We start from the raw sequence: 25,440 nt of genomic DNA on the forward strand, positions 1-25,440 counted from the left end.
AAAAAGTATTCAAGATTAGTTATTTAATCTTCTCCCTCTTGAGTTTTTGAGTAACAGCTTGCCGGATATTCAAAGGTTGCTACTTTTAGCTGCAATCATTTTTTAGTCTAAACTACAGTAATTTACGCCTCAGGAAAATCTTTTTTTATATAGCCAGAATAAAATTAAGGGTGATCGATGTCTGCTAAATTCTTTAATCTTACGGTAAAAAAATAGTGCCTTTACCAGGAGGAGTCTTCTATGCCTGTAGATATACGGGGATTTTTGTTTTTTTGATAACATACATTTAACCAAAGGTTAAGAGAACGGTTAAGAGAACATGAAATTCCAAATTCCTTTAAATCCAGGAGCTGTAACCCAGTTTTTGCTTCGAGTGGTGTTCTGTCTACTTGTACTATCTTTCTTAAGTCAGATGACTTTGTACTTCTTGCCGGATTACCCGTCTAGAGACTTCTTGGCAAAAGGATTCAACGTTGATGACGAGGGGAACATTCCAACCTTCTACTCATTTTTGGCATTGCTGTTTAGTTCTCTGTTGGTGGGTGTGATCGCCCATGCGAAAAATTTGGATAGTTGTCGCTACAAGCATCACTGGAAAATTTTATCATTCATCTTTTTATATCTATCTTTAGACGAAGTGGGTCAATTGCACGAACAGCTTGTTTACCCGATGCGAAGCCTGCTAAATGCCACAGGATTTCTTTACTTTACTTGGGTTGTGCCGATCGGTTTTCTAGTAGCGATATTTCTCTTATCCTACACTAAGTTCCTGTTCCACCTTCCGGTTTCTACAAGAAAATTGTTTGTTGCAGCAAGCGCTCTTTATATTGGAGGAGCAATCGGAGTGGAAATGCTAGGAGGATACATAGTTTATACAACGGGACCGGGGAATCTATCCTACGTGATATTAACGACCCTTGAAGAGTCATTTGAAATGGTGGGCATTGTTGTATTTATCCATGCCTTGATTTCATATATCAAGACATATTTAGGCGGGGTAAGTTGGAATATTTACATACCAGGAAAAAACACACAATTTACCGAACATCAACATATCGACCTACCTGGCTTTAGCGAACCAGCCAACACACATCTATCAAGGTAAATCACTAAAAACCGGGTTTAATGGACGACGCAAATACTACACTCGAGCTTTTAATCACGATAAAAAACCCGGTTTCTTTGGTACTGACGCCTGGACTGGAGGTTCTGTTATCTTCGCCGCACCAAACGACTAATTAGAGGTGGAACAACTTAGTTCACAGATGACATCCTCACCTTTACCAGAAAATCGCTAAGAGCAACCTTTGCATTAGGATTTGACGGCAAATGACTTGTAAAACTTGCCTCTTCTAATATATTGATTAGCCGATCGCGCTCTTGCTGATAAAATTCAATATCTGTATCTTCCAGCACATATTTTTCCTCCCCAGCCAGCTTGCGATCGATCAAATCAGGAATATACGACAACTGGAATTTCTCGTTAAGTTTCACCAAATTCGCCTCGACTTCCCCCGTTTGCATCAAGTGAATCCCAGCCAGCAACACGCGATAAACATAGAGCAGCGGCTTAACCCGACGCGGGCGTTCTTTCTCAAACAATTTCCATTGAGTTTGAGCAAAACCGAGATAGTGGTGGCTGTGGTGCTTGGTAATGCAGTTCGAGGCAATAGCCTTTAATTCCTCGTGTTCCTTTGTACTGTAAACTATGAGTGGCGAATACAGTTGTTCTAGCACGTAGCCGTTGCGCTTCAACAGCATCTCAAAAAATTTCTTGATGTCGTGAGTTACTAAATCGAGTTGCATTCCCTCCCGAACTTCCGAAACTTCGATTGTTTCTTCTCCACAAATTAGTCCAATTACTTTCGGTAGCGGCAAAATGTGTACTCCCCGCAAGTCGAAGTCAGAATCTGCCGAAGGAAAGCCGTATAAGTGCGAACCGCTGACAGTCGCAAACAGCAGCGGATAAGGTTGAACGGAGATAATTGGGGCGAGATTCGAGATGTATTCTGTCATTTTTTCAACATTTTATTAATGCTAATTTCAATTCCGGTTAAACAATCGCAAATACCTGTAGAGGCGGGTTTTACCAACCATATATGTCTCAAATTAATGATCTCGTAAACCCGCCCCTTTTAGCCGATCGCACCTCTACGAGATTTAATCAAAAACAGGTTCGCTTCCTCGTAATTAGGACGTTCTGGCAATTTAGTGGCAGCAAAAGCGCGATCGAACTCACCGTGCAAACTCAACCGCCAGCGATTCACCTCTTCCCAGGATATTTCTTGGTTGCGGATAGATAAAAGTTGCGATCGATAATCCTGCACGCGAACGGGTACAAACCCCTCCTTGAGCACCGTAATTCCTGACAGCAACAATCGAATTAAGTGCATCGCGTGCTTCCAACGAATTTCCCCGGTATTGCGGAGGTCTTGCTCCATTTTTTTAAATTGAGACAAAACGTAGCTATTGTAAGTTTGATAAACCAATTGAGAAAGAAAGATTCCCCGAATTCCCAGCAATTTTTGTGCTACAGGAGAAACAGTTTCTACTAAAGGCGTGTACAAACATTCTAGCACATTTGGATTAGCTTTTAGTGCCAAAACTAAAAACTTTTGCAGTTCCCAATAGCATTCCTGATTTTCCTTGTTTTCCAATTGTTCTGGGATGCCGTAAAGCGACCAATGAAGTATTGCGGGCGGCAGGTAAATCCCGCGTCTGTCTGTATCGGATTGCTCGTTATCAAGACCGTAAGCTCTAGAACCAACAATGCAGCGGTAAATTACAGAATCATAGAGGTTGTATTCTGCAAGAAAATCTCCTCCTGAATGCAATCCTTCGCTCTGAAACTGCTTGCGAATACTGAGTTCGTGCCGCCGCAGACTAACTTGTGTCCCGTCTGGGAGTTTGACTAAATATGCGTGGGAATTGTCCGTAGGCGATTGAACGATGACACCTACTAATCCCGGTTTCCAAGATTGGTCGCTGGCGGGGTTTTTGACCTCGATTTTGGTGACAATTTGGGTTCCTGCGGGTAGGATTAAGTTGAAATTTTGAGGAAGATTGGCATTTGCCATGAGGGAACCTCCTGCGGGGCACGAGCTACAATGTTAGTGTAGCATATATGTAGTACAAAAGGGGAGTTTTGGGCGATCGCGTCCCGCCCTCGCCAGTGCTACGGTAGTTTTGGCATTGTTGAACATAGTCTAATTAATTATCAATGAGCAATACCGCCAGCGGGTTGAGGGGGAGGTGTTGGAGATTGTGGAGGCTCACCCGACGAACACAGCAATTCGCAACGGGAAGCGGTGACGGACTTGCAACTGGTGACGTTATAGCGTACTCTAATATAGATTACTCTAATATAGTAGAACTTATCAAAGGATAAATATTCATGTCTAACAATAATGATGTCATAATTCTCAAAAGTATTCTCGACAAAAAAAGACAGGAATTAGCAAATACATTATCACAAGATGAGTATTTTGAGATATTTGCTTTTGAACAACTGTTAAAAGACTACGATCTTTCATATGATGAGTTATTGTCTAATCAGGTTGATGGAAAAGATGATGGAGGAATCGATGGTTTTTTCATTTTTCTTAACAATGAAATTCTTAATGAAGACTTGGATTCGGGAAATATAAAAAAGAACCCATTAATAGAAGTATATTTAATCCAAGCAAAAACTTCATCTTCCTTTGGCGAAAAACCCATAGAGACGCTTATGGCTACTATAGAAGATATATTTGATTTAAACAAAGCTATTGCCGATATTAAAGATTTCTATAATGCACCGCTTATAGAAAAAGTCGAATTATTTAGAAAAACATACATTGACTTAGCCATTAAACATCTTAAAGTTAAAATCACCTACGTATATGCTAGTCAAGGTGATACTCAAAAGATTCATATTAAGGTTCAAAATAAAGCGGACAATCTTTGTTATAAAACCGAGAAATTTTTCACTGGCTCTGAGGTTAAATTTAAATTTACAGGAGCCAGAGAACTACTAGAAAATGCAAGGCAAGAAAAAAGTTACTCTTTAAAATTAAAATTTCTGGAAAACTATATTTCTACCGCTGAAGATAATTATGTTGTCTTGACAGGATTAGATGAATACTATGATTTTGTAACTGATGACGGTTCTTTACGCAAATATTTATTTGAGTCAAATGTGAGAGATTATCAAGGAAATGTAGAAGTCAATAAAGATATCAAAAACACCCTTGCTTTAAAAGATACTGATATAGATTTCTGGTGGTTAAACAATGGGATAACCATATTAGCTTCAAAAGCAAGTATCGCAGGTAAAACCATTACACTCGATGATGTACAAATTGTGAATGGGTTACAAACAACTAACTCTATATATGAGTATATGAACACTCTGGCAAAGGTTGATGATAAGAGAGCTATTCTTGTAAAGATTATAGTGGCAAACAAATTAGAAGCGAGAGATAGAATCATCAAAGCAACTAATTTTCAAACTCCCGTTCCTGCTGCTTCTTTAAGAGCTACTGAACCTATTCAGCGTGATATAGAAGATTACTTTTTAAATAAGGATTGGTTCTATGATCGCCGCAAAAATTATTACAAGAATATTGGAAAAAGTTCTGAAAGAATCATTAGTATTCCTTATTTAGCTCAATCAGTTACTTCCATTGTTCATCTCGACCCACATATAGCTAGAGCCCAACCAACGTCAATTATTAAAGGTGATGCAAATTACAGCAGAGTTTTTAATTCTTCCATTCCAATGGAAGTTTATCTCTTTTGTGCAAAATTAATGAAGAATATTGAATTGTATATAAGAACTACAGATTTTTCAGTATTAACACAAAATAATACCAGTAGTTTATTACGTCCTGGAACAATTCGGCTTTTAATATTTCATGTTGCAATGCTTTTTACTATTAAACTACTTAATAAAGTTAATTATACACAAGGATATGTACTTTCAATCCTGCCAATTGAATTTGACGACCATCAGGAATTGCTTCTTTCTATCATTCTAGAAATCACTGAATTAACTAATAGTTATTTACAAAAACAACCCTCTCTTTCCATTAATACAGTAGCTAAGCGCTCTGAATTTACTAATTTTATTATTGAGAAAGTAAGTAAAAATTTAGCTTAAAAGTGTTTTGCGGCAAGCTCAACTAGAGGAGGAAGATTAATGCGTTATGCTGTTGTAATTGAGAAGGGTGAAACTAGCTACGGTGCTTATGTTCCCGATTTACCTGGATGTGTAGCTGTGGCTGAAAGTTTAGAAGAGGTGAGAAATTTAATTAAAGAGGCGATCGCCTTCCATATTGAACGACTACAAGAGGATGCTTTTCCTATTCCCGAACCTCTCTCTATTTGCGAATATGTTGAAGCTTAAGAAGCTGAGGGCGGTTGAAACCGCGGCTACACAAAATTTTGTCCCAGCAGAGGGGGACTAAGAAATAAGAGGAATCAGAAAATAAATTTGATGGGCAATACTGGATTTGAACCAGTGACCCCTTCCGTGTGAAGGAAGTGCGCTACCACTGTGCTAATTGCCCGCAGATAACTAAGATACCATACCAAGTCCAAATTCGCAACTAAATTTTTCCTAAAAATTCAGCCGCTTGTTTCCGAGTTTAACTCGACACAATGCCAAGAATACAGGCATTTGTCGAGTCTGGCATCAGTTAACCTGCCACCAACCCGCCGAGGGGCCGACAAATCGCACTACAATCCACCAAGCCACCAAAAGGCTAATCCCGAACCAGCTTCCGCGACTTGTCCACTTCACAAAATCTTCGCTTTGGGTTTTCGTGATTGGCAGCCAGGCAACGATGCGTTCTTCTTTACCGTATTCGTCGCCGATCGACTCTTTGCGACGCTTAGCTTCACCCATAATCTTTGTCTACTAAATTAGATTTCAACTGGATACCTAACCAAATTATAGGCCAACAGGTCATCTCAAGCCTGCGTCAGCCAAGTCGTATCCAAATAATCAATCCTCGCAAAAGGACTCAAAGCCGCTAAAACCTGCTGTCCATAACTGCGGTGAATCACCCTGCTGTCGAAAATCGCCACAACCCCTTGACGTTCTCGCACAGGCGCGATCGCCCGTTGCAATTCATTCAACGCCGCCGGCAGCAAATACAACCGAAACCAATCCTTGCGCCGTTCCTTATAATAAGCCACACGCGCCGTCACCAAAGGATTCTCCAAAGAAGGTAGCGGCAAAGTTGCGATCGCCAGCAAGTGAGGCGCCCTCAATTCCCCCTGATGTTCCCGCCAAAACTCCCACCCAGTCACCAAAATCGCATTCTCGCCCACATCAGTCTTTTCTACCTGCACCCGAGAACCGAACTCAGAAGCCAAAATCGCCGCCAGCCTAGCCTTGAGCGGTACATCACCAACAATCAGCACCGTTAAACCCGCCACCGACGCGCTCATCAACAGCAAAGTCCGAATTTCTTCAATTAAAACACCCTGAAATTCCGGCGTATTTGGCAGCGGCAGCCAGTTGGGAATGTACAGTTGAATTAATTCACTTTGTCGATCGGGCGAAAACTTCACGCTCGTCAATTCTGGAAGTCCCAACATTTGCCGGAAAATCGGAGCCTTCGGTTCCACATCCACCGCCCCACCAATCAACACCACCGGCTGATAGTCCCAAATTTGGCTCAAAACCTCAGCCACCTGCACCGGCGCGCAGTAGAGAGAAAATGACCCAGCCTCCCGATGAATTTGCGCCCACCGCAGTTTTCCGTTTGTTTCCCACCGCTGCCAAAAATTGCTCCAAGCATCCGGAATTAGGGGGTTTGGCTCGATTTTTTCAAACAGCCCCTGCAAAATATTTTGCTCTGCGGTTTCCAGCAAATAGCACTCCTCTGGTTTCGCCGGATGCTGAAAGAAAGCCCGCGTTAGCAGTACCCGCCCTTGGAGGATGGCATCGGCTTCCAAAGGCTGAGATTGCATTAAATCATTCCAATCAGCCGGTTGCAAACACGCCGTCAATTGCTGGCGCGTCCAAACTTCCAAGTCATCCACACCGTCGATAATTGTCGGAATATTCCTGTGCACTTCCGAATTCCCCGCCAAGCGAGCCGCCAGCCAAGACTCTGGATCGGCTAGCATCAATCCTCGCCCAGTCGCACGATCCGAATAAGTCTCGATCGACCCCTCTGTTTGCAGCCACTCTTGCAAACGCGGAATTTCCACTGCTCTCAAATGCTCAATCAGCGGTGTCGGCGCCACTAAAATCACAGGCTCCGGCCACATCAAAATCGGCATCAAATAGCTAACTCGATACCGCTGTCGGTAAGCTCCAGCGGGAAGCCCTGTTTGGATCAGAGCGCTGCGCCCCAAGCGCAAAGCCCGCGCCACGAGCCGCGCCATCGTTAAATGGTGGGGCCAGTGCGGCTCGGAGTTTGATCGCAGGAAGCGGAGCAATGAGTTGTGGACTTCTACCTCAATCAATCGGTTTTAAAATTGACATTTCTCACTCAACATAATCAAAACTGGCCAGAAAATCAACTACTTTTTGACCGATAGGCAAACTGAATTTACTCTCCTGATTATTTCCCCCTCGCTGACCAAAATTCTGGTGACACTGCACGGTCAAACTCTCCTCCCCCGAACTAATTAAAATAGTTTGGGTAGGTGATTGAAAAAAATTTGTTGGCTGATTAATACTTGATATATTAGAGAGCAATTTTCTCAACTCATGTAACTTAGTTGTAGCTGCGCTCAATGCTTTACACAACACCACAATTCGTTTTTTATCCCAATTTTGACTTTCGATAGTTTTGCCGATCGCTATAATATTTTTCTGAGTTGGTACAGCATCCTTAAAAGGAAGAATCGCTAAAAAAGCTGCTGGCAATAAATGCTCGTCGCTATCAAATCTAAAAGTGAGAGTTGTCCGGCGGTAGCCGACTTCAATATTGGGAGGACAGCTCATTGCCCGGTAATGCCGAGCTATTTCGCTGTAAGCGGTTGCTAAAGTGCTGTTTGCTGAGTGGTCTAAAAGTGCGTCAACCACAATTTGCACTAACCCAGGCGTGTGATTAAAAAAAATTTTCGATTCTGAAGGCGAATTAAATTGTTGAATATGAGTGCGATCGCCTGCGGGGCTGAGGTCAACCCACTCGCAAGCAATATCATCTGCGATGATGCCACACCGAGGAACCAAATACAGTTTGGCTCCGGTTAAAGTTGCCCCCCTTAAATCAGCGCCCACCCAATCAGCATTAATCAAATTTGTTTCTGTTAAATCAGCGTGAACGAAATTAGCACTTCCTAAATTAGTATTTCTTAAATCTGCTCCGTTAAGGTTAGCTCCGCTCAATTTAGCACAGCTCAGATCGGCGCCGTTGAGGTTAGCTCCCGTCAAATCAGCCCATTTGAGGTTAGCTCCGCTTAAATTGGCACTGCTGAGATTCACCTGTTGCAAAGAAGCTTGTCTCATATCGGCATTGCTCAAATTGACGCCGCTAAGTTCTGCTTTCGTCAAATCCGCGCCGTGTAAGTTAGCTTCTTGAAAGTTAGCTGAAGAAGCCGAAGCACCTCTGAGATTTGCACCGGAAAGATTAGCACCGCACAAGTTAGCTTCCGTCAGTTTTACCTCTCTTAAATCTGCTTCAGTCAGGTTTGCGCCACTGAAGTTAGTTTTGCTGAGTTCGCAGCGGACTAATTCGCTTCTAATCAGGGATGCTCGGATTAATTGAGCTGCACTTAAATCGGCTCTCACTAAGTTGGCTACGTTGAGAGTAGCCCCGTTTAAGATTGCCCGCGACAGGTTGGTACTGCTGAGTCTCGCCACATTCAGGTTAGCTTCGCTCAAATTAGCTTCGCTCAAGTTAGCGCCGCTGAGGTTGGTGACAAATAAGCTAGCCCGCTTTAAAATTGATTGGCTAAGGTTGATGCGGCTGAGATTAGCTTCGTTCAGGTTGATTCCTGTGAAATCTCTGTCGCCTTCTGTGTATCTCTTGACGAGTGCAAATCGTTTGAGCAGTTCTTCAGCTTGCATTTTTATTACTTGAATGAAAGGGCAATCTGGTAACTTTTATATGGCATAAATTGAAATAATATCAAATTAATTTATAGTAGAGTATTTACTCACCGAGCTGATAAAAGCTTTTGACAAACTCAATGACCGTATTTAGCGGCGGGGTGGTAAATCTTTGAGCTTTAATTGCAGGACTGATAGACGTTTTGTTGACTCCGGGCAAATTTGTCAAGTTTCTGCCAAAATCTGGGTGATAGTGAATCATCAAAGTTTCGGCGCTGGAGTTAGCCAGTACAGTTTGGGTAGGCGATTGGAAAAAACTTGACATCGGTTCGCGATCGAGGCGAATCGGCTGAATTTTCATTTCCCCTATTTTTCTCATTGTTTTGGTCAGGGCGACGTTTAATTGCACTACCATATTTGAGACTCTGACGCCCAGGTTATTACCACTTTGGGGTTGAATCATCTTGATCAAAGTAATCAAATTTTTCTGAGTAAATGCTGCATCACTAAAGGGAATAATCGCAACGAAAGCTGTGGGAAATAGTTGCTCGTCCTGTTCTATTCTAAATGATATGATTGTGCGTCTGGAATTAACTTCGATACTGGGAGGATGGTTCAAAGCAGGGTATTGACGGGCAATTTGGCGGTAGGTAGCTGCAAGCACAAAGTTAGCATCGGGGTCGAGGGGTCGATCGACAATAATTTGAACTGTCGGCGGTGTAGCATTGAAAAACCTTTGAGATTCTTCTGGAGTAAAGCGCTGAATGTGGCTGCGATCGCCATTAGGACTGAGGTCAACCCAATCGCAGGTAATGTCATCTGCTTTCACATCAAACCTAGACACCGCGTAAATTTTTGCCCCCGTCAGGGCCGCCCCCGTCAAATCGGCCCCTACCCAATCCGCGTGAATCAAATTCGCTTGGGTCAAATCCGCGTGTACCAAAGTAGCGTTCAATAGATTGACATTGCTCAAATTTGCCCCGTACAAGTTGGCCCCGCTCAATCTCGCTTCATCGAGGTCAGCGCCGGTCAGGTTCGCCCCGCTGAGGTCAGCCCACCGGAGATTAGCGCCTCGCAAGTCAGCGCCGCTGAGGTTTGCCTGAGAAAGATTAGCTTGTCTGAGTTCGGCATTGCAGAGGTTGACTCCTCGCAAGTCTGCCCTGCTGAGATCGGCTCTGTGCAAGTTAGCCCGTTCCAAGTTGGCCGCAGTTAGGGAAGCGCCTCTGAGGTGAGCCCCGCTGAGGTCGGCTTGCTCTAGATTGGCTTCTCTAAGGGTTGCTTCTCTCAAATCTGCTTCGCTGAGGTTTGCACCGCTCAAGTTTGCACTGCTGAGGTCGGCTCGGATCAGTTCGGATCTGATCATTGTAGCTTCGACGAGTTGGGCTTCTCTGAGGTCGGCTCGAATCAAGTTAGCCACGTTGAGGATAGCGCCGCTGAGGTTGGCTTTGTAGAGATTGGCACCGCTGAGTCTGGCAACATTGAGTTTGGCTTTTCTCATGTTGGCGTTTGACAGATTGGTGCCGCTCATGTTGGTGAGGCTCAAGATTGCCTCACTGAAATTAGCCCCGCTGAGATCGATCCTGCTGAGATTTGCCTCGCAAAGGAGGATAGCAGTAAAGTCTCTTTCTCCTGCTGCATATTTGGTGATGAGTTCTTCGGCATCCATGCTTTTCAATTTCCCTGATGTGTTAGCTAGAACAAAGCTTTGTTGTGCCAACCTTTAAACTAGAATAAGCATTTTTTGTAACTTGATGCAATATGCCTAGACATCTATGTTATGGAAGCCTTTTATAAAATCCAAAATGCTAGTGATATTAGCTTGACCTAATTTTGTGCTTTCGGCTAACTTACCCGAGGTTGAGTTACTCGGCTCATATTTTTTAATTAAGCGCTTGCCGAAGCCTGGGTGGTGATATACGCTGAGTCTTTGGTCGCGGGAATTAATTAATATCATCTGTGTAGGAATCTGAAAAAAATTGATGCTTTCGCCGATTTTTGGAAAAGAACTGGAAATTTTGATTTGGTCTACTTTGCTGATAGCTTGGTTGAGAGCTTTGCTGCATAACTGAACGTGTTTAGATTCTTTGACGTTAAGTTTGCCTGCATCGTGAGATTGAATCATTTTCATCAAAGCGATCAGGTTTTTTTGAGTGATGGCGGCGTCGTTAAAAGGAATGATGGCAACGTAAGCGGTGGCAAATAATTTATCGTCGCTGTCCATTTTAAAGGCGAGTACGGTGCGCCTGGAGCTGACTTCGATCGTGGGAGGCTGACTTAAACTCGGGTATTGTTGGGCAATTTGGTAATAAGTTGCAGCTAGGGCAAAATGAGCGCCTTGGTCTAAGGGCGAGTCAATCACAATCCGAACGGTGGGCAAGGTTTCGTGAAAAAATTCGTGAGTTCCTCCGGAGTTCAACCAGTAAATTTGGCTGTGGTCGCCGTTGGGGCTCAGATCAACCCACTTGCAGGTCATGCCTTCGGTTTTGATGCCGAGTCGCGAAACTGCGTGGAGTTTGGCTCCGGTTAAGGTGGCTCCGGTTAAGTCGGCTCCAATCCAGTCGGCGCGGATCAGATACGCATTTGACAGGTCGGCGTGAACTAAACTGGCATTTGACAGGTCGGCGTGGCAGAGGTCGGCTCGGCTGAGGTCGGCACCGCTCAATTTGGCTTCGCTGAGGTCGGCCCAGCGGAGATTGCAGCCGCTGAGGATTGCCCAGCGCAAATTGACGCCGCTGAGGTCGGCGCCACTGAGTACGGCTTGAGTGAGGTTGGCTTGTCGCAGTTCTGTGCCTCGCAAGTCGGCGCCGCTGAGGTCGGCTCGGCTGAGGTCGGCTCCTTGCAGGTTGGCTTGTTCGAGGTTGGCTTCTGTCAAGCACGCGCCGCTGAGATGAGCACCTCGAAGGTTGGCTTGTTCGAGGTTGGCACCTCGAAGAGTGGCTTCGGTGAGGGTGGCGCCGCTGAGGTTTGCGCCTTGCAGGTTGGCGCCGCTGAGCTCGGCTCGAATTAGCTCGGCTCTGATCAGTTTGGCTCCTATGAGTGTGGCTTTTTTGAGGTCAACTCGCACTAGATAAGCGACGTTGAGGTCGGCGTCGGTGAGGTCGGCGCCGCCTAGATGGGCGCCACTGAGTCTGGCAATGTTGAGTTTGGCACCTGTGAGGTTGGTTTTGCTGAGGTTGGCTCCGCTCAGGTTTGCTACACTCAGATTCGCACCCTTGAGGTTGGCTCCGCTCAAGTTGACGCCGCTGAGGTTGGCCTCAGTCAGGTTGATTCCGGCAAAGTTTCTTTCTCCGGCGGCATATTTTTTCAGGAGTTCCTCGACTGTCATGGGGGCGGCACCGTATCAAATATCCCCATTTTATTGCTATGAATATCGGTATTGTCGGACTAGGTTTAATTGGCGGCTCGATCGGGCTGGATTTGCGATCGCGCGGGTTTGATGTTTTTGGGGTTTCGAGTCGGCAGCAGACTTGCGATCGGGCGCAAGCTCGCGGTGTTGTAAATGAAGCCAGCATACACCTGTCTCTGATCGCAGCAGCCGATCTGGTTTTTATTTGCACGCCTCTAGGGTCGATCGAGCCGATCGTCCGAGAGTTGGTGCCCTATCTTTCCCCTGATACTATTGTAACGGATGTCGGTTCTGTAAAAACACCCATAGTGCAGGCTGTGTCTTCTCTGTGGCCGAATTTTGTGGGGGGACACCCGATGGCGGGGACTGCTGAAAGCGGGATTGAGGCGGCGGTGCCGGATTTGTTTGTCGGGCGGCCTTACGTGGTGACGCCGACTTCCCAGACGCCGGCGCTTGCAGTGGATAAGGTTGAGGAAATTGCGCGGTTGCTGGGTGCTAAAGTTTACCGATGTGAGCCGAGCGAGCACGATCGAGCTGTGGCTTGGATTTCTCATTTGCCAATCATGGCGAGCGCGACGCTGGTTGCTGCGTGCGATCGAGAGGGCGATCGGGATATTGTTAATTTAGCCCAACATTTGGCGAGTTCGGGTTTTCGGGACACGAGCCGCGTTGGGGGCGGCAATCCCGAGCTGGGAGTGATGGTGGCGAAGTACAATCGAGAGGAATTGTTGCGATCGCTCTCTATTTACCGCGACAGTCTCGACGAGTTCATCAGCTATATCGAAGCCGAAAATTGGCAAGCTCTCGAACACAAGCTGAAGCTGACTCAACAAGCGAGACAGAATTACAAATTGTGATCCACAAATTACTTAAAACGGTTCCCGTCTAGATTATGATTTGTGGACGCCTATATATTGAGTTTCCATGTACACTTATTCTCGACTCAAGCGATTTTTACTGGGTGAATCTCTTCCGACTAGCGCATCGGTTCACGAGCGACTAAGCAACGCTACAGGACTAGCTGTTCTGGCTTCCGATGCACTTTCGTCTGTTGCCTACGCTACTCAAGAAACTCTGCTGGTACTGTTACTAGCGGGGAGTAGTAGTTTGAGGTTATCGCTGCCTATTTCTGGAATTATTATTTTACTGTTGGCGATCGTGGCGCTGTCTTACCGACAGACAATTAAAGCGTACCCCAACGGCGGTGGCGCTTACATTGTAGCGCGAGAAAACTTGGGTATTTATCCCGGTTTGATCGCAGCAGCTTCGCTGATGATTGATTACATCCTCACCGTCACAGTCAGTATTTCGGCTGGGGTGGCAGCCTTGACTTCAGCAGTTCCCTCGCTGCACCCCTACACAGTCGAACTGTGCTTATTTTTTATTGTCCTAATCATGTTTGCCAATCTCAGGGGATTGCGGGAATCGGGCAATATATTTATGGTTCCCACCTATGCGTTTCTCCTTGGCATTTTTATTTTGATTGGCTGCGGTTTATTCCAACAGGCAACAGGTCAGGTTATGCCGACATTACAAAATATTCCAGCTAAGGAACCTTTGGGATTATTTCTGCTGGCGCGCGCCTTTGCGGCGGGCTGTACAGCCCTGACTGGAGTTGAAGCCATATCAGACGGGGTGTTGGCTTTTAAGCCTCCTGAATGGAAAAATGCGCGCCTGACTTTGAGCTATATGGGGGGAATTCTGGGAGCGATGTTTTTGGGGGTTAGTTACTTGGCTCATATTTATCAGGTGATTCCTACAGAACATGAAACGCTCCTTTCTGTATTGGGAAAACAGATTTTTGGTGTCGGTGTATTTTATTACTATTTGCAGGCCGCAACTCTGTTAATTTTGCTGTTGGCGGCGAATACGAGTTATGCTGATTTTCCGCGACTTTGTTATTTTTTGTCGCGGGACGGGTTCTTGCCGAGGCAGTTGTCGCTGTTGGGCGATCGACTGGTTTATTCTAATGGCATTAATCTGCTCAGCTTCTGCGCTGCTCTTTTAATTATCATCTTTCGAGGCAATACGAGCGCGGTGCTTCCCCTGTATGCGGTTGGGGTTTTCACTTCTTTTACTCTCTCCCAATCGGGAATGGTAATTCACTGGTTTAAGGAACGAGGTAAAGGTTGGCAAGTTAGTGCTGTGATGAACGGTATTGGTGCAGTGGCAACAACGGGAGTTTTGGCTGTAATTCTCGCTACAAAATTCCTTTTGGGAGCTTGGGTTGTCGTAGTAACTATTCCGATCGTAGTTAGTCTATTTTTAGCTATTCACCGACACTATCGGTATGTAGCGGCTCGCTTGAGCATTCAGGGAATAGAACCGAGGTCTTATCTTCGTAGACCTAAAGTTAAGACGGTAACACATCCGGCAGTGGTGTTAGTCGGGCAGTTGCACCGGGGAACTTTCGAGGCCCTTGATTACGCTCGTTTAATTGCTGATGAAGTTGTGGCAGTTCACGTAGATATTGGTTTGACCGATCGAGAAAAATTACAATTAGCTTGGAAAGATTTGCAGTCAGACATTCCTTTGGAAATTCTGGAATCGCCTTACCGTTCTGTTGGTGAGGCTTTGACGCACTTTTTGACTTTGTTTGAAGAACAGCGACCGGGAGTATATTTAACGCTGATCATTCCGGCTTTTGTGACCAGAAATTGGTGGGAGGGATTGCTGCACAATCAAACTGCTTTCTTTTTGAAAGCGGCTTTGCGGGCTAAGAGAAGTCGGGTGGTGACGACGGTGAGATATTTTCTTTAAGTGGGGAGGGGCAACCGTCGGCGATTGCCCCTACTTCCTCGCAATGAAGACTGGAATGCGGTCGGACACGCTGGCTCAAAAAACCCGGTTTCTTCGCAAAATCTTTGGTTTGGATGCTATTTTTCTAGGGAGAAACCGGGTTTCTGACAGTGCTTGGTAAATCATATATATTTATTAAAAATTCAATGAAAGGATTGACAGATTAGAAATGATATGCCATAAATTTAGTCATTAGATAATTGCCTTTTAACTTATCTTGAAAAAGATTGTGGCTGCTGAACCCAAGTCTTTTTTTGCCTAAAAAATCTCTTCCACTCCTGGCGGTTAGTATGCAACCCGCAAAAGACTATTTATGCAGCAGCCAAAAACTTGAACAGGTTTTTGCGAGCTTTGTCTCGGCAAAGTCTCGATGTTAGTTACAGCACCAAAGTCTACTCTATTTCTCTCAATAGTTCTTTGAAAGAACACTGGCAAGATGAGAGTGCCACAACAGCAGAAGTTTTACTCCCAGAGGGTTTTCGGGTGGAAGCAAAGGCCCTCAAACAGTTAGCAAGTTTGGCGAATGTTCGTCACCCTCAAGGTGGTTGCGTTTGTCGCGGTGACGCTACTCTTGACTTCTATCCAGGGGATGCGGGAGTGGCGATTGCATCGTCGAAACAGCAGGAATGGTGGTTCCGGTGGTCCTCGGTTCCGCTTCATGATTTACTCGGGTTCGCCGAATGTGGCCCGATCGAGCTTGCCAGGCCTACCCAAAAACTCTGAAACATCCTGAATCCAGGCTTTTCCCGCTGTCTGTCGCAGCAAATCCCGAACTTGTGAGGTATTACTTGCAAGCAGAAGCAACAGCCGCTAACTACGGTTTTATCAACCGTTTGCTGCTAGCAGAACTTCTGCGCTGGCGTTTGCGGCAAGTTTTCGGCGATGTGGAAGCTCCGTTAGTATACGATTTGCCTCACAATATTACCTTAGCTGAAGGTGCCGGCTGGGTGACTCGCAAAGGCGCTTGTCGGGCACATTCGCGCCAGCCTTTAATTGTACCGGGTTCGATGGGTGCGCCCTCTTATTTGCTGATTGAGAAAGGGAACGATCGATTTTTGCGATCGGCTTCTCACGGTGCAGGAAGGGCGCGATCGCGCTTCAATATGAGTCGCAAAGGTGTTGACAAAACTGACTCCGCTTTGGAATTAACTGGCGTAGATTGCATTACCTGGCGCGAAGAACGCAGAATCGAAGAAGCACCAACCGCTTACAAACCAATTCAACCAGTAATTGACGTTCAGGTTGAGACGTAAATAGTTGGTGTAGTCGCTAAAATAAAGCGAGTGTTAACGTTTAAAGCCTAGGAACGGGGCATTTGAGAATTTAAAATTAAGCAAGGGTAAGGTGCGCGCGGATCACCCTACTAATTTTTAATTCTCGGCCCTATTTCCGATGCCCCATGCCCTATGAATGATTCTCAAGCATCACCAAATCCATCAAAACCTGTTCATCCCCTAAAGCGGCTGCTGAAGTACGGACGCCGCTACCGCCTGAAAGCTTGGCTGGCAAGTATCTGTTCGCTGCTGAATAAATTCTTTGATTTAGCGCCGCCAGCATTAATCGGTATTGCTGTTGATGTGGTGGTGAAACAGCAAGATTCTATCCTCGCTCAGTGGGGCATAAAAGATGTCTTTTGGCAACTGGCAATTATCACTCTTTTGAGCGCGGTTGTTTGGACGTTGGAATCTCTTTTTGAATATGCCTATGATTATTTGTGGCGCAATTTGGCTCAGGATATTGAACACGATTTGCGTCTGGAAGCTTACAGCCATTTGCAGGAATTAGAATTAGCTTATTTTGAAGAACGCAGCACGGGCGGTTTGATTTCTATTCTCAACGATGATATCAATCAACTCGAACGTTTTTTGGACGATGGCGCTAATGAGGTGATTCAGGTAATGACAACGGTTGTTGTGATTGGTGTGGCTTTTTTTGCTGCATCTCCTGGTGTTGCTGGGCTGTCAATGCTGCCGATACCTTTTATTATTTGGGGTTCGATCGCCTTTCAAAATCGCCTGGCTCCTCTGTATGCTGATGTGCGGGAAAAGGTGAGTTTTCTGAACGGGCAACTGTCGAATAATTTGATGGGAATTACTACTATTAAAAGTTTTACTTCCGAAGATTATGAAATTCAGCGCATCGAAACACAAAGCCAAGCTTACCGCGAAAGCAACCGACGGGCGATCGCACTTTCGGCTGCTTTTATTCCGCTGATTCGGGTTGTGATTTTCTTGGGGTTTATTGCAACACTATTTCTGGGCGGTTTGGAGGTGGTGGCGGGCCGATTGTCTGTGGGAACTTACAGCGTTTTGGTGTTTTTGACCCAGCGGTTGCTGTGGCCGCTGACTCGCCTGGGAGATACTCTGGATCAATACCAGCGCGCAATGGCTTCTACTAATCGGGTGATGAATTTGTTGGATACTCCGATCGCAATTCACACGGGTGATATTCGGCGGCCGGTTAGTTCGATTAAGGGTGAGTTGGAATTTAAAAATGTTACCTTTTCTTATAATCAAAGAAAACCAATTTTGCAGTATTTTTCTTTGACTCTGCCGGCGGGAAAAACTACAGCGATTGTTGGGGCTACTGGTTCGGGCAAAAGTACTTTGGTGAAGCTAATATTGAGGCTGTACGAGGTACAGCATGGAAATATTTATCTCGACGGTATAGAATTAAATAACCTGAATTTAAAAGATTTGCGGAGAGCGATCGGATTGGTGAGTCAAGATGTGTTTTTGTTTCACGGTACGGTGGCAGAAAATATTGCTTACGGCAGTTTTGAGGCAAGCAATCGAGAGATAGTAAATGCTGCGAAAATTGCGGAGGCGCACGAGTTTATCGCCCAATTGCCGGACGGTTACAACACTATTGTAGGGGAACGCGGTCAAAAATTGTCGGGGGGTCAGCGGCAGCGAATTGCAATTGCACGGGCTGTTTTGAAGAATCCGCCGATTTTGATTCTTGACGAAGCTACTTCAGCGGTGGATAACGAGACTGAGGCGGCAATTCAGCGATCGCTCGAACGAATTACCAAAAATCGCACTACAATTGCGATCGCCCACCGTCTTTCTACTGTCCGCAATGCCGATTGCATTTGTGTCATGGAAGAGGGGCTGGTGGTAGAATCGGGGCAGCACGAACAACTGATCGAACAGGACGGAATTTATGCGGCGCTCTGGCGCGTGCAATCTGGTATAAGATAGAAACGCAGCGGTTTTGGGTAATTGGGAATTGCTAATTTGTAATTGGGGATGGGCCATTGGGCATGGGTAACTAATGACCACAGTCAACAGCCAACAGCCAACTGCCAACTGCCAACTGCTAACTGACAACTGACTGTAAAATATTAGTTTATACAAACAAGAAGAGAAAATGTTTTTATTTGATAGCCCTGAGTCCAAACCCAACGAAAATAGCTGGAGCCGCAAGTTAGATAGATTTGTGAAAGCTAATCAACATGAATTGGCTGCTTTGGCTTGGGGGCTATTTCTGGAAAGGGGAGAAGAAAGCGAGGAGATTTTAGCAATTGATATTGCAGAAACTGCGCGTTTTGTGTATTGTAAGAAAGAGGCGGTTGAGGAGTTGAACCGTCAAGTTAAAAGTCATATTCAGGAAGTTGTAGGTGTGTTGAACGCTCACAAACCTGAGAAAGAAGTGGCGATTTTGGCGATCGGCGAAGGTCAAATTAAGTTGATTCTTTTTGAACCTAAGCCTGAACCTCCTGTTTGTTTTGAGGAAGCTGCGACCGATGTGGATACATTGTTGGCTAAGCTGGAACAGCAGATGGGTGAATATATGAAATAGGAGTTATATCAAATCCGGTGGCATCGGAATTGATATTACCTACAGTCAGAAGAGGACGCCGTGCGGTTTCGCTACAATTAATCGGGCGATGGTTAGATCTATTATTGAGAAAGATTGATTATGTTGGGGTAGGGAAACGGCAATGCCGTGTCCTCAGTGGCCCTATTGTCGATGGTTATATACGATCGTACTCAAAAGGCAATTTCATCCCACAGTCTCTTTCAATCGGCGGGCTATCTCAACATCGTGAAAACCACATCAGCAACAGGCTTTCCGGCCTGTTCCACAAAGAGTAAACCCGGACTTATTATAGATATCAGAATAACCAGCAATCAAAATAACCAGCGGGCGGCGAATCGTCATGAAAAATTTGAGCTTTGTCTAAATTAGGTACAGCCTCCGCCAATTCCCTACCTACTTTTACCTCAAGCGCCCTGTCTGTTAATGGAAAGGAAAATTGATTGCTATCTTGCAAATATTTTGCCTTAGCAACAATCTCATCTTTCTCCAAAATCTGGCTGTTGCTACCAATCAAAATGCTATTACTTTCCTGGCAAACACACAGGCACACCTGAGAAAACACACTTTGAAAAGTTGTGATTTTTTCTGCATAAAACTGATCTCTGTGCAGCAGATTTGCTACCACAACTCCCTCGTTTGACAAGTGTTTTTCGCAGATTTGATAAAATTCTTTTGTGGATAGGCGGTGCGGAAAGTAGCCGTTGCCAAAAGCTACGTCGATCATAATGATATCGTACTGAGTATCTGATTTTTGCTGCTCTAAATACTCTCGGCCGTCTTGAATTGTTACAGTTAGCCGATCGTCAAATTTCACCCCAAAACACTGTGTAGCTGCTTCGATTGCGATCGGATCGACATCCGTACATTCTATAACAGTTTTCGGTAAATAGTGGTGCAAAACTAAGGGAATTCTGCCGCCGCCAAATCCAGCTATATAGATTCTTTGAGGTTGGCTTTGCCACACTAAACCCAACATCATCGCCTGAGTATATTCAGACACTAGATGTAAAGGATTGTTGAAATCCAAAACAGATTGCAGTAAATCTGTTTGCTGATTTATTTTTTCTACTAAAGATAGCTTAATGTGCGATCGCTCTTTTGTGACTGCAACATAGTGAACACCAGACTCTTTGCAAAAAATAACTTTGTCTGGCTGTTGCTTCAGCCAAGCCAGCCGCTGTCCAATAGCGGATAAATTAATAGATTGCCAAGTTTTGTGTTCCTCAATCATCTGATTTTAAATTTTATTTAAATTCGATATTCTCTAAAAATATAGCCTCATCAACCTGGTTTATACCAAAAAGGCTGAGTCGCCCGATATCGGCGAAGAAACCGGGTTTGTAGTGAAGGCTTGGGGAAGTCATCTTCTCATTTTCGAGCAGGGCGAAGAACGAGAAGACAACAGAAATTCACCCGATTACAGCCGCTTGTACGCCACCAATTCCAAACCTGAAACCGAAAGTTCCACTTTTTCCCAATCTTGCTTGTCACCTTCTAACTTTTCAAAGGCTGCTGAAGTGAGCAAAATCTCTCCCCTTTCCGCCAAATCCTCTCCCAGCTTGGATGCCAAATTAAATTCCGATCCGTACATATCCTCTCCTTCCAGCATCAAAACATCGCCACAGCCAATACCAATGCAGAGGTAAATATCCATCTCCGGCGGCAGTGTCGTGTTGACAGCGGCCGTTTGTTTCAAAGAGTCGATCGCAGCTTCCACTGCTGATTTTACATCGGTAAAAACTGCAAAAATATTGTCTGCTTCCTCCTTAACTACAGTACCACCGTATTCGGAAATTATCGGTTTGACAATTCCGTGCATCCGGTGAATCATTGCCAAAAAATGAATAATTCCGTAGCGGACTGTTGTGCGAGAAAATCCCGACATATCCATTACTAAAATTGCGTAATTTTTGCGGAAAGTGGCATTAATTTTTTCATCAATTTCAGCCATTCTTTCGGGATGTTCGTTTCTTTCTTGCAGCAACTTTTCCAAGTTAGCGCGGTTATTTGTTTTCATTTTAGTTTAATTAAATTCCCAATCGCGACAGAGTTCTTGAGGGCGGCCAGCCGGATGCACCGCACAAGTGATGCCATCCTTGCCGTAATAATAATCGCACACTTTGCAAGGTTTAGTTTGCTCTAATTTTTTCATCAATATTGCCCGGATTGTCTGGACTCGGTTGCGATACTTGTTTGCATTCGAGTGACTCGGTTCAATTGTCAAAGCTTGCTCGAAAGCTGCTAAGCTGGAATCGTACAATTTAATAATTTGGGCGCTGTATTTTGTCCAAGCATCCGCGTGGCTTTGATAAAGTTCGACTGTGTTTAAGTTTAAAATTCCATATTCCGTCCAAGCGTCGGCTGAAGCTCGATCGAACTTAATATGGGCATTGAGCAAAACTTTTTTGATCGTTGCCAAAAGTTCCCTCGGCTGCCAAGGTTTGCTAACATAAGCCTCGGCGCGATCGCCCTGGAACCTCGAAAATAAAGCTAACTGCTGTCCCTTGCCTGTTAAAAAAACAACTGGTAGATTCCGAGTTTCGGGATTAGCTTTAATTAAACGGCAAACGCCGTAGCCGTCCAGGCGGGGCATTATGACATCTAATAATACTAAATCTGGGCAATTTTTTTCAATTTTATCCAGCGCTTCCACACCGTCAGATGCCTGAATTACATTCAATCCGCTGCATCTCAACTGATGTGAAATGCACTCCCGCTGGCTGCGGGAATCTTCCACCACTAAAACTGTACTCATCACTCCCCACCTGGTTTTTGAGGTAAACTTGTTCGCTGTTTCGAGTTGTCCTTGCTGAAATCAGTTTACCCGCATTGGATGAATTTGCTATCACTGGCAAGTTAAATTTACTCAAATTGCAACAATTCTTAAAGTGGGAGCAAAGGTGATACTTATCTGGTTGCTAATACGCGGATAATTGTTGAAGGTTTGGGCCGCAAATATTCGGCTTTTAAGCCTTAATAACCCCAAATCAAACTGATATCGGACGAAAACCTTGTTGAATTTCAACAGATAATCGGCTACTGTATACGTTGAAGTTCTTAAGGACGACAAATGAATAGATTGCTCCTCACTTTACTTGTAAGCCCGACGCTGTTTGGATCTCTGATGTCTTTGAGCGCCCTCGCCAATCCCGCTCAAATTGGCGAAACACCAAGCCAATCGGGTGATGCGCCCCGCTGCGTGCGATCGCCCCACACTCAGCGTCTGAGTTGCGTGCGCCTCTCCGCCAAAACCGCTGCTTCAAATTCTAAACCGACGATCGCTTGGCAGTCGCCGGATGGCCAGCCGGTGGCGATGCTGGACTTTTCGGAAGAAGAAAGCGATGCCGCCGTGGCGATGTTTGGCTGCGACTGCCCCGTTTGCATCAATTCCCTGCGCCAGTTGCGCGGTGTGCCGCTTTTACCCGTGTAAGGGCGATCGAGCCATAGTGTTCGAGCTAACGTTTGAATTTTGCTCAAATCGCGATCGTTGCGAAATTTGATAATTGCGGGACGATCGCACTTGTCATCTATTCAGATCGGCGATCGATCATGCAGAGCTATCGACCTTTTGATGCCCACAAATTTTAATATTTTCTCATCAATTAAATGGCCTTCGATGTCTTTCGGGCAAAAGGCATACTATCGAATTCTCTCACAGCTCAACAGTTGTTTTTTTTGATATTTCATCACTCTATAATTTGACCGTTTGTAATGGCGAAGGTTATTCGCAGCTACACGGACGAGACTGCCAAAAGTTGTATTTTTGGGTTTGTAACAGTAGATGAATGCAGATCAACGCTGATGTTGCAAATCGAGCGTACCTGCTGCTACAATAAAGTTTATAATATTAGCAAAATAAACTGCTACGAGTGAATCATGTCCGCAAACACCGCGCTACCCGCAGCCCTAGCTAAAATCGTCCAGCGCTTTCAGCGACACTCCGATCCGAAACAGCGCTACGAACAACTGCTGTGGTATGCCAAGCGACTCCCAGCATTCCCCGAAAGCGATAAACTGCCGGAAAACAAAGTTTCTGGCTGCGTGTCGCAAGTTTATATTACTGCAAATTTGGCAGAAGGAAAAGTTTTGTATCAAGGTGATTCAGACGCTCAGTTAGTCAAAGGATTAGTTGGGTTGCTGGTGGAAGGTTTGAGCGGATTAACGCCTGCTGAAATTGTCACCATTACCCCAGATTTTATTCAAGACACGGGATTGAATGTGAGTCTGACACCTTCCCGGGCTAACGGATTTTACAACATCTTTCAAATGATGAAAAATAAGGCACTTGCTTGTGAATTGAGCAAGCAAGCCGAAGCAAATTAAAAGAATAAACAGGCATGACTCAAACTACAAATTTAACAAAATCAGGTTCTGGCAACTATCCCGCCGCAGTTCAAGAATATCTCTGGAATTGGAAAGAAAGGCAAATAAAAGTTATTTACGAAACCAGAGGACAGGGAAATCCTGTATTGCTGCTGCCGGCTTTCAGTACGGTTTCGACGCGAGAAGAAATGCGTCCTTTAGGAGAATTGTTGGCTCCTAAATTTCAAGTTGTGAGCTTAGATTGGCCTGGTTTTGGCGAATCCGATCGCCCGCGAACCGACTATCAACCGCAATTATACCATCAATTTCTTAAGGATTTTGTTGAGGCAATTTTTAATAGTCCGGTTGCTGTAGTTGCAGCAGGTCACGCTGCGGGTTATGTGATGCAATTAGCGCCACAGCCCAATGTTTGGTCAAAGATTGTGTTAGCTGCGCCGACTTGGCGTGGGCCTTTGCCGACGATGAGCAAACAGCAAAGTGGGTGGCACGGAATTATGAGAGAATTAGTACGATCGCCCTTACTAGGACAATTCCTTTACAAACTGAACACTGCGCCGTCTTTCCTGAGTTTGATGTATCGGCGTCACGTCTATGTGGATGCTGCCAAAGTCACACCCGATTTCATTCAAAATAAGTGGAAAATTACGCAAAAACCCGGTGCTCGCTACGGTCCCGCCGCCTTTGTGACTGGTGGTTTAGATCCGGCAAAAGTGCGATCGGAATTTACAGATAAATTTCAACAATTAGCAGTGCCGATGATGGTTGTAATTGCTGAAAATGCGCCGCCCAAATCAAAGGCTGAAATGGAAGCATTAACGGAATTACCGGGTGTTGAATCGCGAGTTATTCCCGGTTCTTTGGGTATGCACGAAGAGAATGCAGAAGCTTTAGCAAATGCGGTTAAATCTTTTATTTGAGAGGATTAAGAGGAAATGAACCGCAGAGGGCGCAGAGAACGCAGAGGGGAGAAGGGAAGAGGGGAGGAATGCAAGCTGTTTTTTTAACGTTAGTTTGGATGGTTTGCTCTTGGTTTTGTCTGCCAGCTTATGCTGTCGGAGATCCGCCGATGGTCAATTTGTCCAAGAGTACGATCGAAGGTGCTATCGACTTTCACATTCATTCTTCTCCTGATGTGATTCCTCGCAGGTTGGATGATTTTGAAGTAGCGAAATTAGCTGCTAGGGCGAAGATGAAAGCTGTTGTCTTGAAAAATCATTATGCCAGCACAGCAGCGCGGGCAGTTTTGGTTAATAAAATAGTACCAGAAATCGAAGTTTTCGGGGGAGTTGTTCTCAATCATTCGGTAGGTGGCATTAATCCCGAAGCGGTTGAGGCAATGCACCGCATCGGTGGCAAATACGGTAAAGTAGTGTGGCTACCAACGGTTGATGCTGAGCATCACTTGCAGGTTTTTCACAAATCTGGAATAGGGATTAAAATTGCGGAAAATGGCAAGGTTTTACCGGAAACAGCAGCGGTGTTGAAGATTGTAGCAAAAGAGAATTTGGTATTGGAAACCGGTCATATTTCCTCAGAAGAAGTGATGGCGGTTGTCGGTGCAGCCAACCTGCTCAACATTAAAAACATCCTGATTACCCACGCAATGGCGGATGTACCGGGTTTATCCCTAGAAAATATGCAAACAGCCGCCGCAGCCGGAGCTTTCTTAGAACTCGCATTTGTAAACGATTTGATGGGAGAAAATGCCGCTGATGACGGACACAAAAACTGGCATCAAGTTTCTATTAGTAAGATGGCAGCAGCGATTAAACTAATAGGAGCAGAGCATTTTGTTATGAGTACGGATTTAGGAAGGAAACCCGATCCTTTGCCGGCGGAAGGTTACAAATTATTTGTGGACCAATTGATATGTGAAGGCATTTCTCCGCAGGAAATTGATTTGATGATGAAACACAATCCAGCTCGATTGTTAGGCATTTAGAATTGGTAATTGGGTATTGGCCATCGGGGATTGGGAATCGCTAATTGGGAATTCTCTTCCTTCTTCCCTCTTCCTTCTTCCTGACATCCGTTACATCCGTTACAGAATCCGTTGCCGAACTTCCCTCTTCCTTAGGAAATTGATTTGATGATGAAACACAATCCAGCTCGATTGTTAGGCATTTAGAATTGGTAATTGGGTATTGGCCAT

At 45.0% G+C, this 25,440-nt stretch carries 23 protein-coding genes and 1 tRNA gene; 13 read left to right on the forward strand and 11 right to left on the reverse strand.

Going from position 1 to position 25,440, the window contains the following annotated elements:
* The first annotated feature begins 319 nt into the window (after positions 1–319).
* On the forward strand, positions 320–1,105 hold the full coding sequence (locus tag QT994_RS20810) for a hypothetical protein (RefSeq protein WP_333049752.1): 786 nt from the start codon (positions 320–322) through the stop codon (positions 1,103–1,105).
* 149 nt (positions 1,106–1,254) lie between these two features.
* Here QT994_RS20810 and QT994_RS20815 read toward each other — a convergent pair whose 3' ends face one another.
* Positions 1,255–2,016 (reverse strand): nucleotidyltransferase domain-containing protein, encoded by a 762-nt coding sequence (locus QT994_RS20815; RefSeq protein ID WP_333177725.1) that lies wholly within the window; start codon positions 2,014–2,016, stop codon positions 1,255–1,257.
* A 119-nt stretch (positions 2,017–2,135) separates the two neighbouring features.
* On the reverse strand, positions 2,136–3,077 hold the full coding sequence (locus tag QT994_RS20820) for a DNA polymerase beta superfamily protein (protein WP_333177728.1): 942 nt from the start codon (positions 3,075–3,077) through the stop codon (positions 2,136–2,138).
* Positions 3,078–3,394: 317 nt separating this feature from the next.
* Here QT994_RS20820 and QT994_RS20825 point away from each other — a divergent pair, with 317 nt between their 5' ends.
* Positions 3,395–5,140: an AIPR family protein gene (locus QT994_RS20825; RefSeq protein WP_333177730.1), complete on the forward strand. Its 1,746-nt coding sequence runs from the start codon at positions 3,395–3,397 to the stop codon at positions 5,138–5,140.
* A gap of 39 nt (positions 5,141–5,179) precedes the next feature.
* Positions 5,180–5,386 (forward strand): type II toxin-antitoxin system HicB family antitoxin, encoded by a 207-nt coding sequence (locus QT994_RS20830; RefSeq protein ID WP_333177733.1) that lies wholly within the window; start codon positions 5,180–5,182, stop codon positions 5,384–5,386.
* Positions 5,387–5,477: 91 nt separating this feature from the next.
* Here QT994_RS20830 and QT994_RS20835 read toward each other — a convergent pair.
* From QT994_RS20835 to QT994_RS20860, 6 genes are all read right to left on the reverse strand, one after another.
* A tRNA-Val gene (locus QT994_RS20835) sits at positions 5,478–5,549 on the reverse strand.
* A 125-nt stretch (positions 5,550–5,674) separates the two neighbouring features.
* Positions 5,675–5,887: a DUF2839 domain-containing protein gene (locus QT994_RS20840; RefSeq protein WP_333167935.1), complete on the reverse strand. Its 213-nt coding sequence runs from the start codon at positions 5,885–5,887 to the stop codon at positions 5,675–5,677.
* A 65-nt stretch (positions 5,888–5,952) separates the two neighbouring features.
* Positions 5,953–7,461, reverse strand: coding sequence for a helicase C-terminal domain-containing protein (locus QT994_RS20845; protein WP_333177736.1), 1,509 nt, complete (start codon positions 7,459–7,461; stop codon positions 5,953–5,955).
* A 22-nt stretch (positions 7,462–7,483) separates the two neighbouring features.
* Positions 7,484–9,013 carry a pentapeptide repeat-containing protein gene (locus QT994_RS20850; RefSeq protein ID WP_333177738.1) on the reverse strand — a complete coding sequence of 510 codons (1,530 nt, stop codon included), beginning with the start codon at positions 9,011–9,013 and terminating at the stop codon, positions 7,484–7,486.
* Positions 9,014–9,098: 85 nt separating this feature from the next.
* Positions 9,099–10,661, reverse strand: a complete 1,563-nt coding sequence (locus tag QT994_RS20855; protein WP_333177741.1) for a pentapeptide repeat-containing protein — start codon at positions 10,659–10,661, stop codon at positions 9,099–9,101.
* A gap of 96 nt (positions 10,662–10,757) precedes the next feature.
* On the reverse strand, positions 10,758–12,320 hold the full coding sequence (locus QT994_RS20860; RefSeq protein WP_333049767.1) for a pentapeptide repeat-containing protein: 1,563 nt from the start codon (positions 12,318–12,320) through the stop codon (positions 10,758–10,760).
* Positions 12,321–12,358: 38 nt separating this feature from the next.
* On the opposite strand from QT994_RS20860, the gene QT994_RS20865 reads away from it, so the two are divergent.
* The 6 genes from QT994_RS20865 (at position 12,359) to ccmS (ending at position 18,944) form a co-directional block, all read left to right on the forward strand.
* Complete coding sequence (locus tag QT994_RS20865) at positions 12,359–13,198, forward strand: prephenate/arogenate dehydrogenase (protein WP_333177744.1); 840 nt, start codon at positions 12,359–12,361, stop codon at positions 13,196–13,198.
* Between the two features lie 67 nt (positions 13,199–13,265).
* Complete coding sequence (locus QT994_RS20870; RefSeq protein WP_333049769.1) at positions 13,266–15,101, forward strand: APC family permease; 1,836 nt, start codon at positions 13,266–13,268, stop codon at positions 15,099–15,101.
* Between the two features lie 381 nt (positions 15,102–15,482).
* Complete coding sequence (locus tag QT994_RS20875; RefSeq protein WP_333177746.1) at positions 15,483–15,863, forward strand: hypothetical protein; 381 nt, start codon at positions 15,483–15,485, stop codon at positions 15,861–15,863.
* On the forward strand, positions 15,821–16,393 hold the full coding sequence (locus QT994_RS20880; protein ID WP_333177749.1) for an RtcB family protein: 573 nt from the start codon (positions 15,821–15,823) through the stop codon (positions 16,391–16,393). The genes QT994_RS20875 and QT994_RS20880 overlap by 43 nt, the downstream gene beginning before the upstream one ends.
* A 153-nt stretch (positions 16,394–16,546) precedes the next feature.
* Positions 16,547–18,343, forward strand: coding sequence for an ABC transporter ATP-binding protein (locus tag QT994_RS20885; RefSeq protein ID WP_333177752.1), 1,797 nt, complete (start codon positions 16,547–16,549; stop codon positions 18,341–18,343).
* A 169-nt stretch (positions 18,344–18,512) separates the two neighbouring features.
* On the forward strand, positions 18,513–18,944 hold the full coding sequence (ccmS, locus tag QT994_RS20890) for a beta-carboxysome assembly chaperone CcmS (RefSeq protein ID WP_333177754.1): 432 nt from the start codon (positions 18,513–18,515) through the stop codon (positions 18,942–18,944).
* Positions 18,945–19,260: 316 nt separating this feature from the next.
* Here the strand turns inward: ccmS and QT994_RS20895 are convergent, their stop codons facing one another.
* The 3 genes from QT994_RS20895 to QT994_RS20905 all read right to left on the reverse strand — a co-directional run bounded on the left by QT994_RS20895 (position 19,261) and on the right by QT994_RS20905 (position 21,720).
* Entirely contained in the window at positions 19,261–20,196 is a 936-nt protein-coding gene (locus QT994_RS20895) for a fused MFS/spermidine synthase (protein ID WP_333177756.1), read from the reverse strand.
* Positions 20,197–20,382: 186 nt separating this feature from the next.
* The gene (locus QT994_RS20900; protein WP_333177758.1) at positions 20,383–20,982 is read right to left on the reverse strand and encodes an adenylate/guanylate cyclase domain-containing protein; all 600 of its coding nucleotides are present in this window, start codon (positions 20,980–20,982) and stop codon (positions 20,383–20,385) included.
* A gap of 6 nt (positions 20,983–20,988) precedes the next feature.
* The gene (locus QT994_RS20905; protein WP_333177761.1) at positions 20,989–21,720 is read right to left on the reverse strand and encodes a response regulator; all 732 of its coding nucleotides are present in this window, start codon (positions 21,718–21,720) and stop codon (positions 20,989–20,991) included.
* Positions 21,721–22,035: 315 nt separating this feature from the next.
* On the opposite strand from QT994_RS20905, the gene QT994_RS20910 reads away from it, so the two are divergent.
* From QT994_RS20910 to QT994_RS20925, 4 genes are all read left to right on the forward strand, one after another.
* Positions 22,036–22,395, forward strand: coding sequence for a hypothetical protein (locus QT994_RS20910; RefSeq protein WP_333049784.1), 360 nt, complete (start codon positions 22,036–22,038; stop codon positions 22,393–22,395).
* Between the two features lie 446 nt (positions 22,396–22,841).
* The gene (locus QT994_RS20915; protein WP_333049786.1) at positions 22,842–23,288 is read left to right on the forward strand and encodes a SufE family protein; all 447 of its coding nucleotides are present in this window, start codon (positions 22,842–22,844) and stop codon (positions 23,286–23,288) included.
* Between the two features lie 14 nt (positions 23,289–23,302).
* Positions 23,303–24,205 (forward strand): alpha/beta hydrolase, encoded by a 903-nt coding sequence (locus QT994_RS20920; protein ID WP_333177763.1) that lies wholly within the window; start codon positions 23,303–23,305, stop codon positions 24,203–24,205.
* 68 nt (positions 24,206–24,273) lie between these two features.
* Positions 24,274–25,230, forward strand: coding sequence for a DUF6282 family protein (locus tag QT994_RS20925; protein ID WP_333177766.1), 957 nt, complete (start codon positions 24,274–24,276; stop codon positions 25,228–25,230).
* The last annotated feature ends 210 nt before the right edge of the window (positions 25,231–25,440 follow it).

Source organism: Microcoleus sp. S13_B4 (assembly GCF_036700885.1).
In the GTDB taxonomy this organism is placed as follows: Bacteria; Cyanobacteriota; Cyanobacteriia; order Cyanobacteriales; family Microcoleaceae; genus Microcoleus.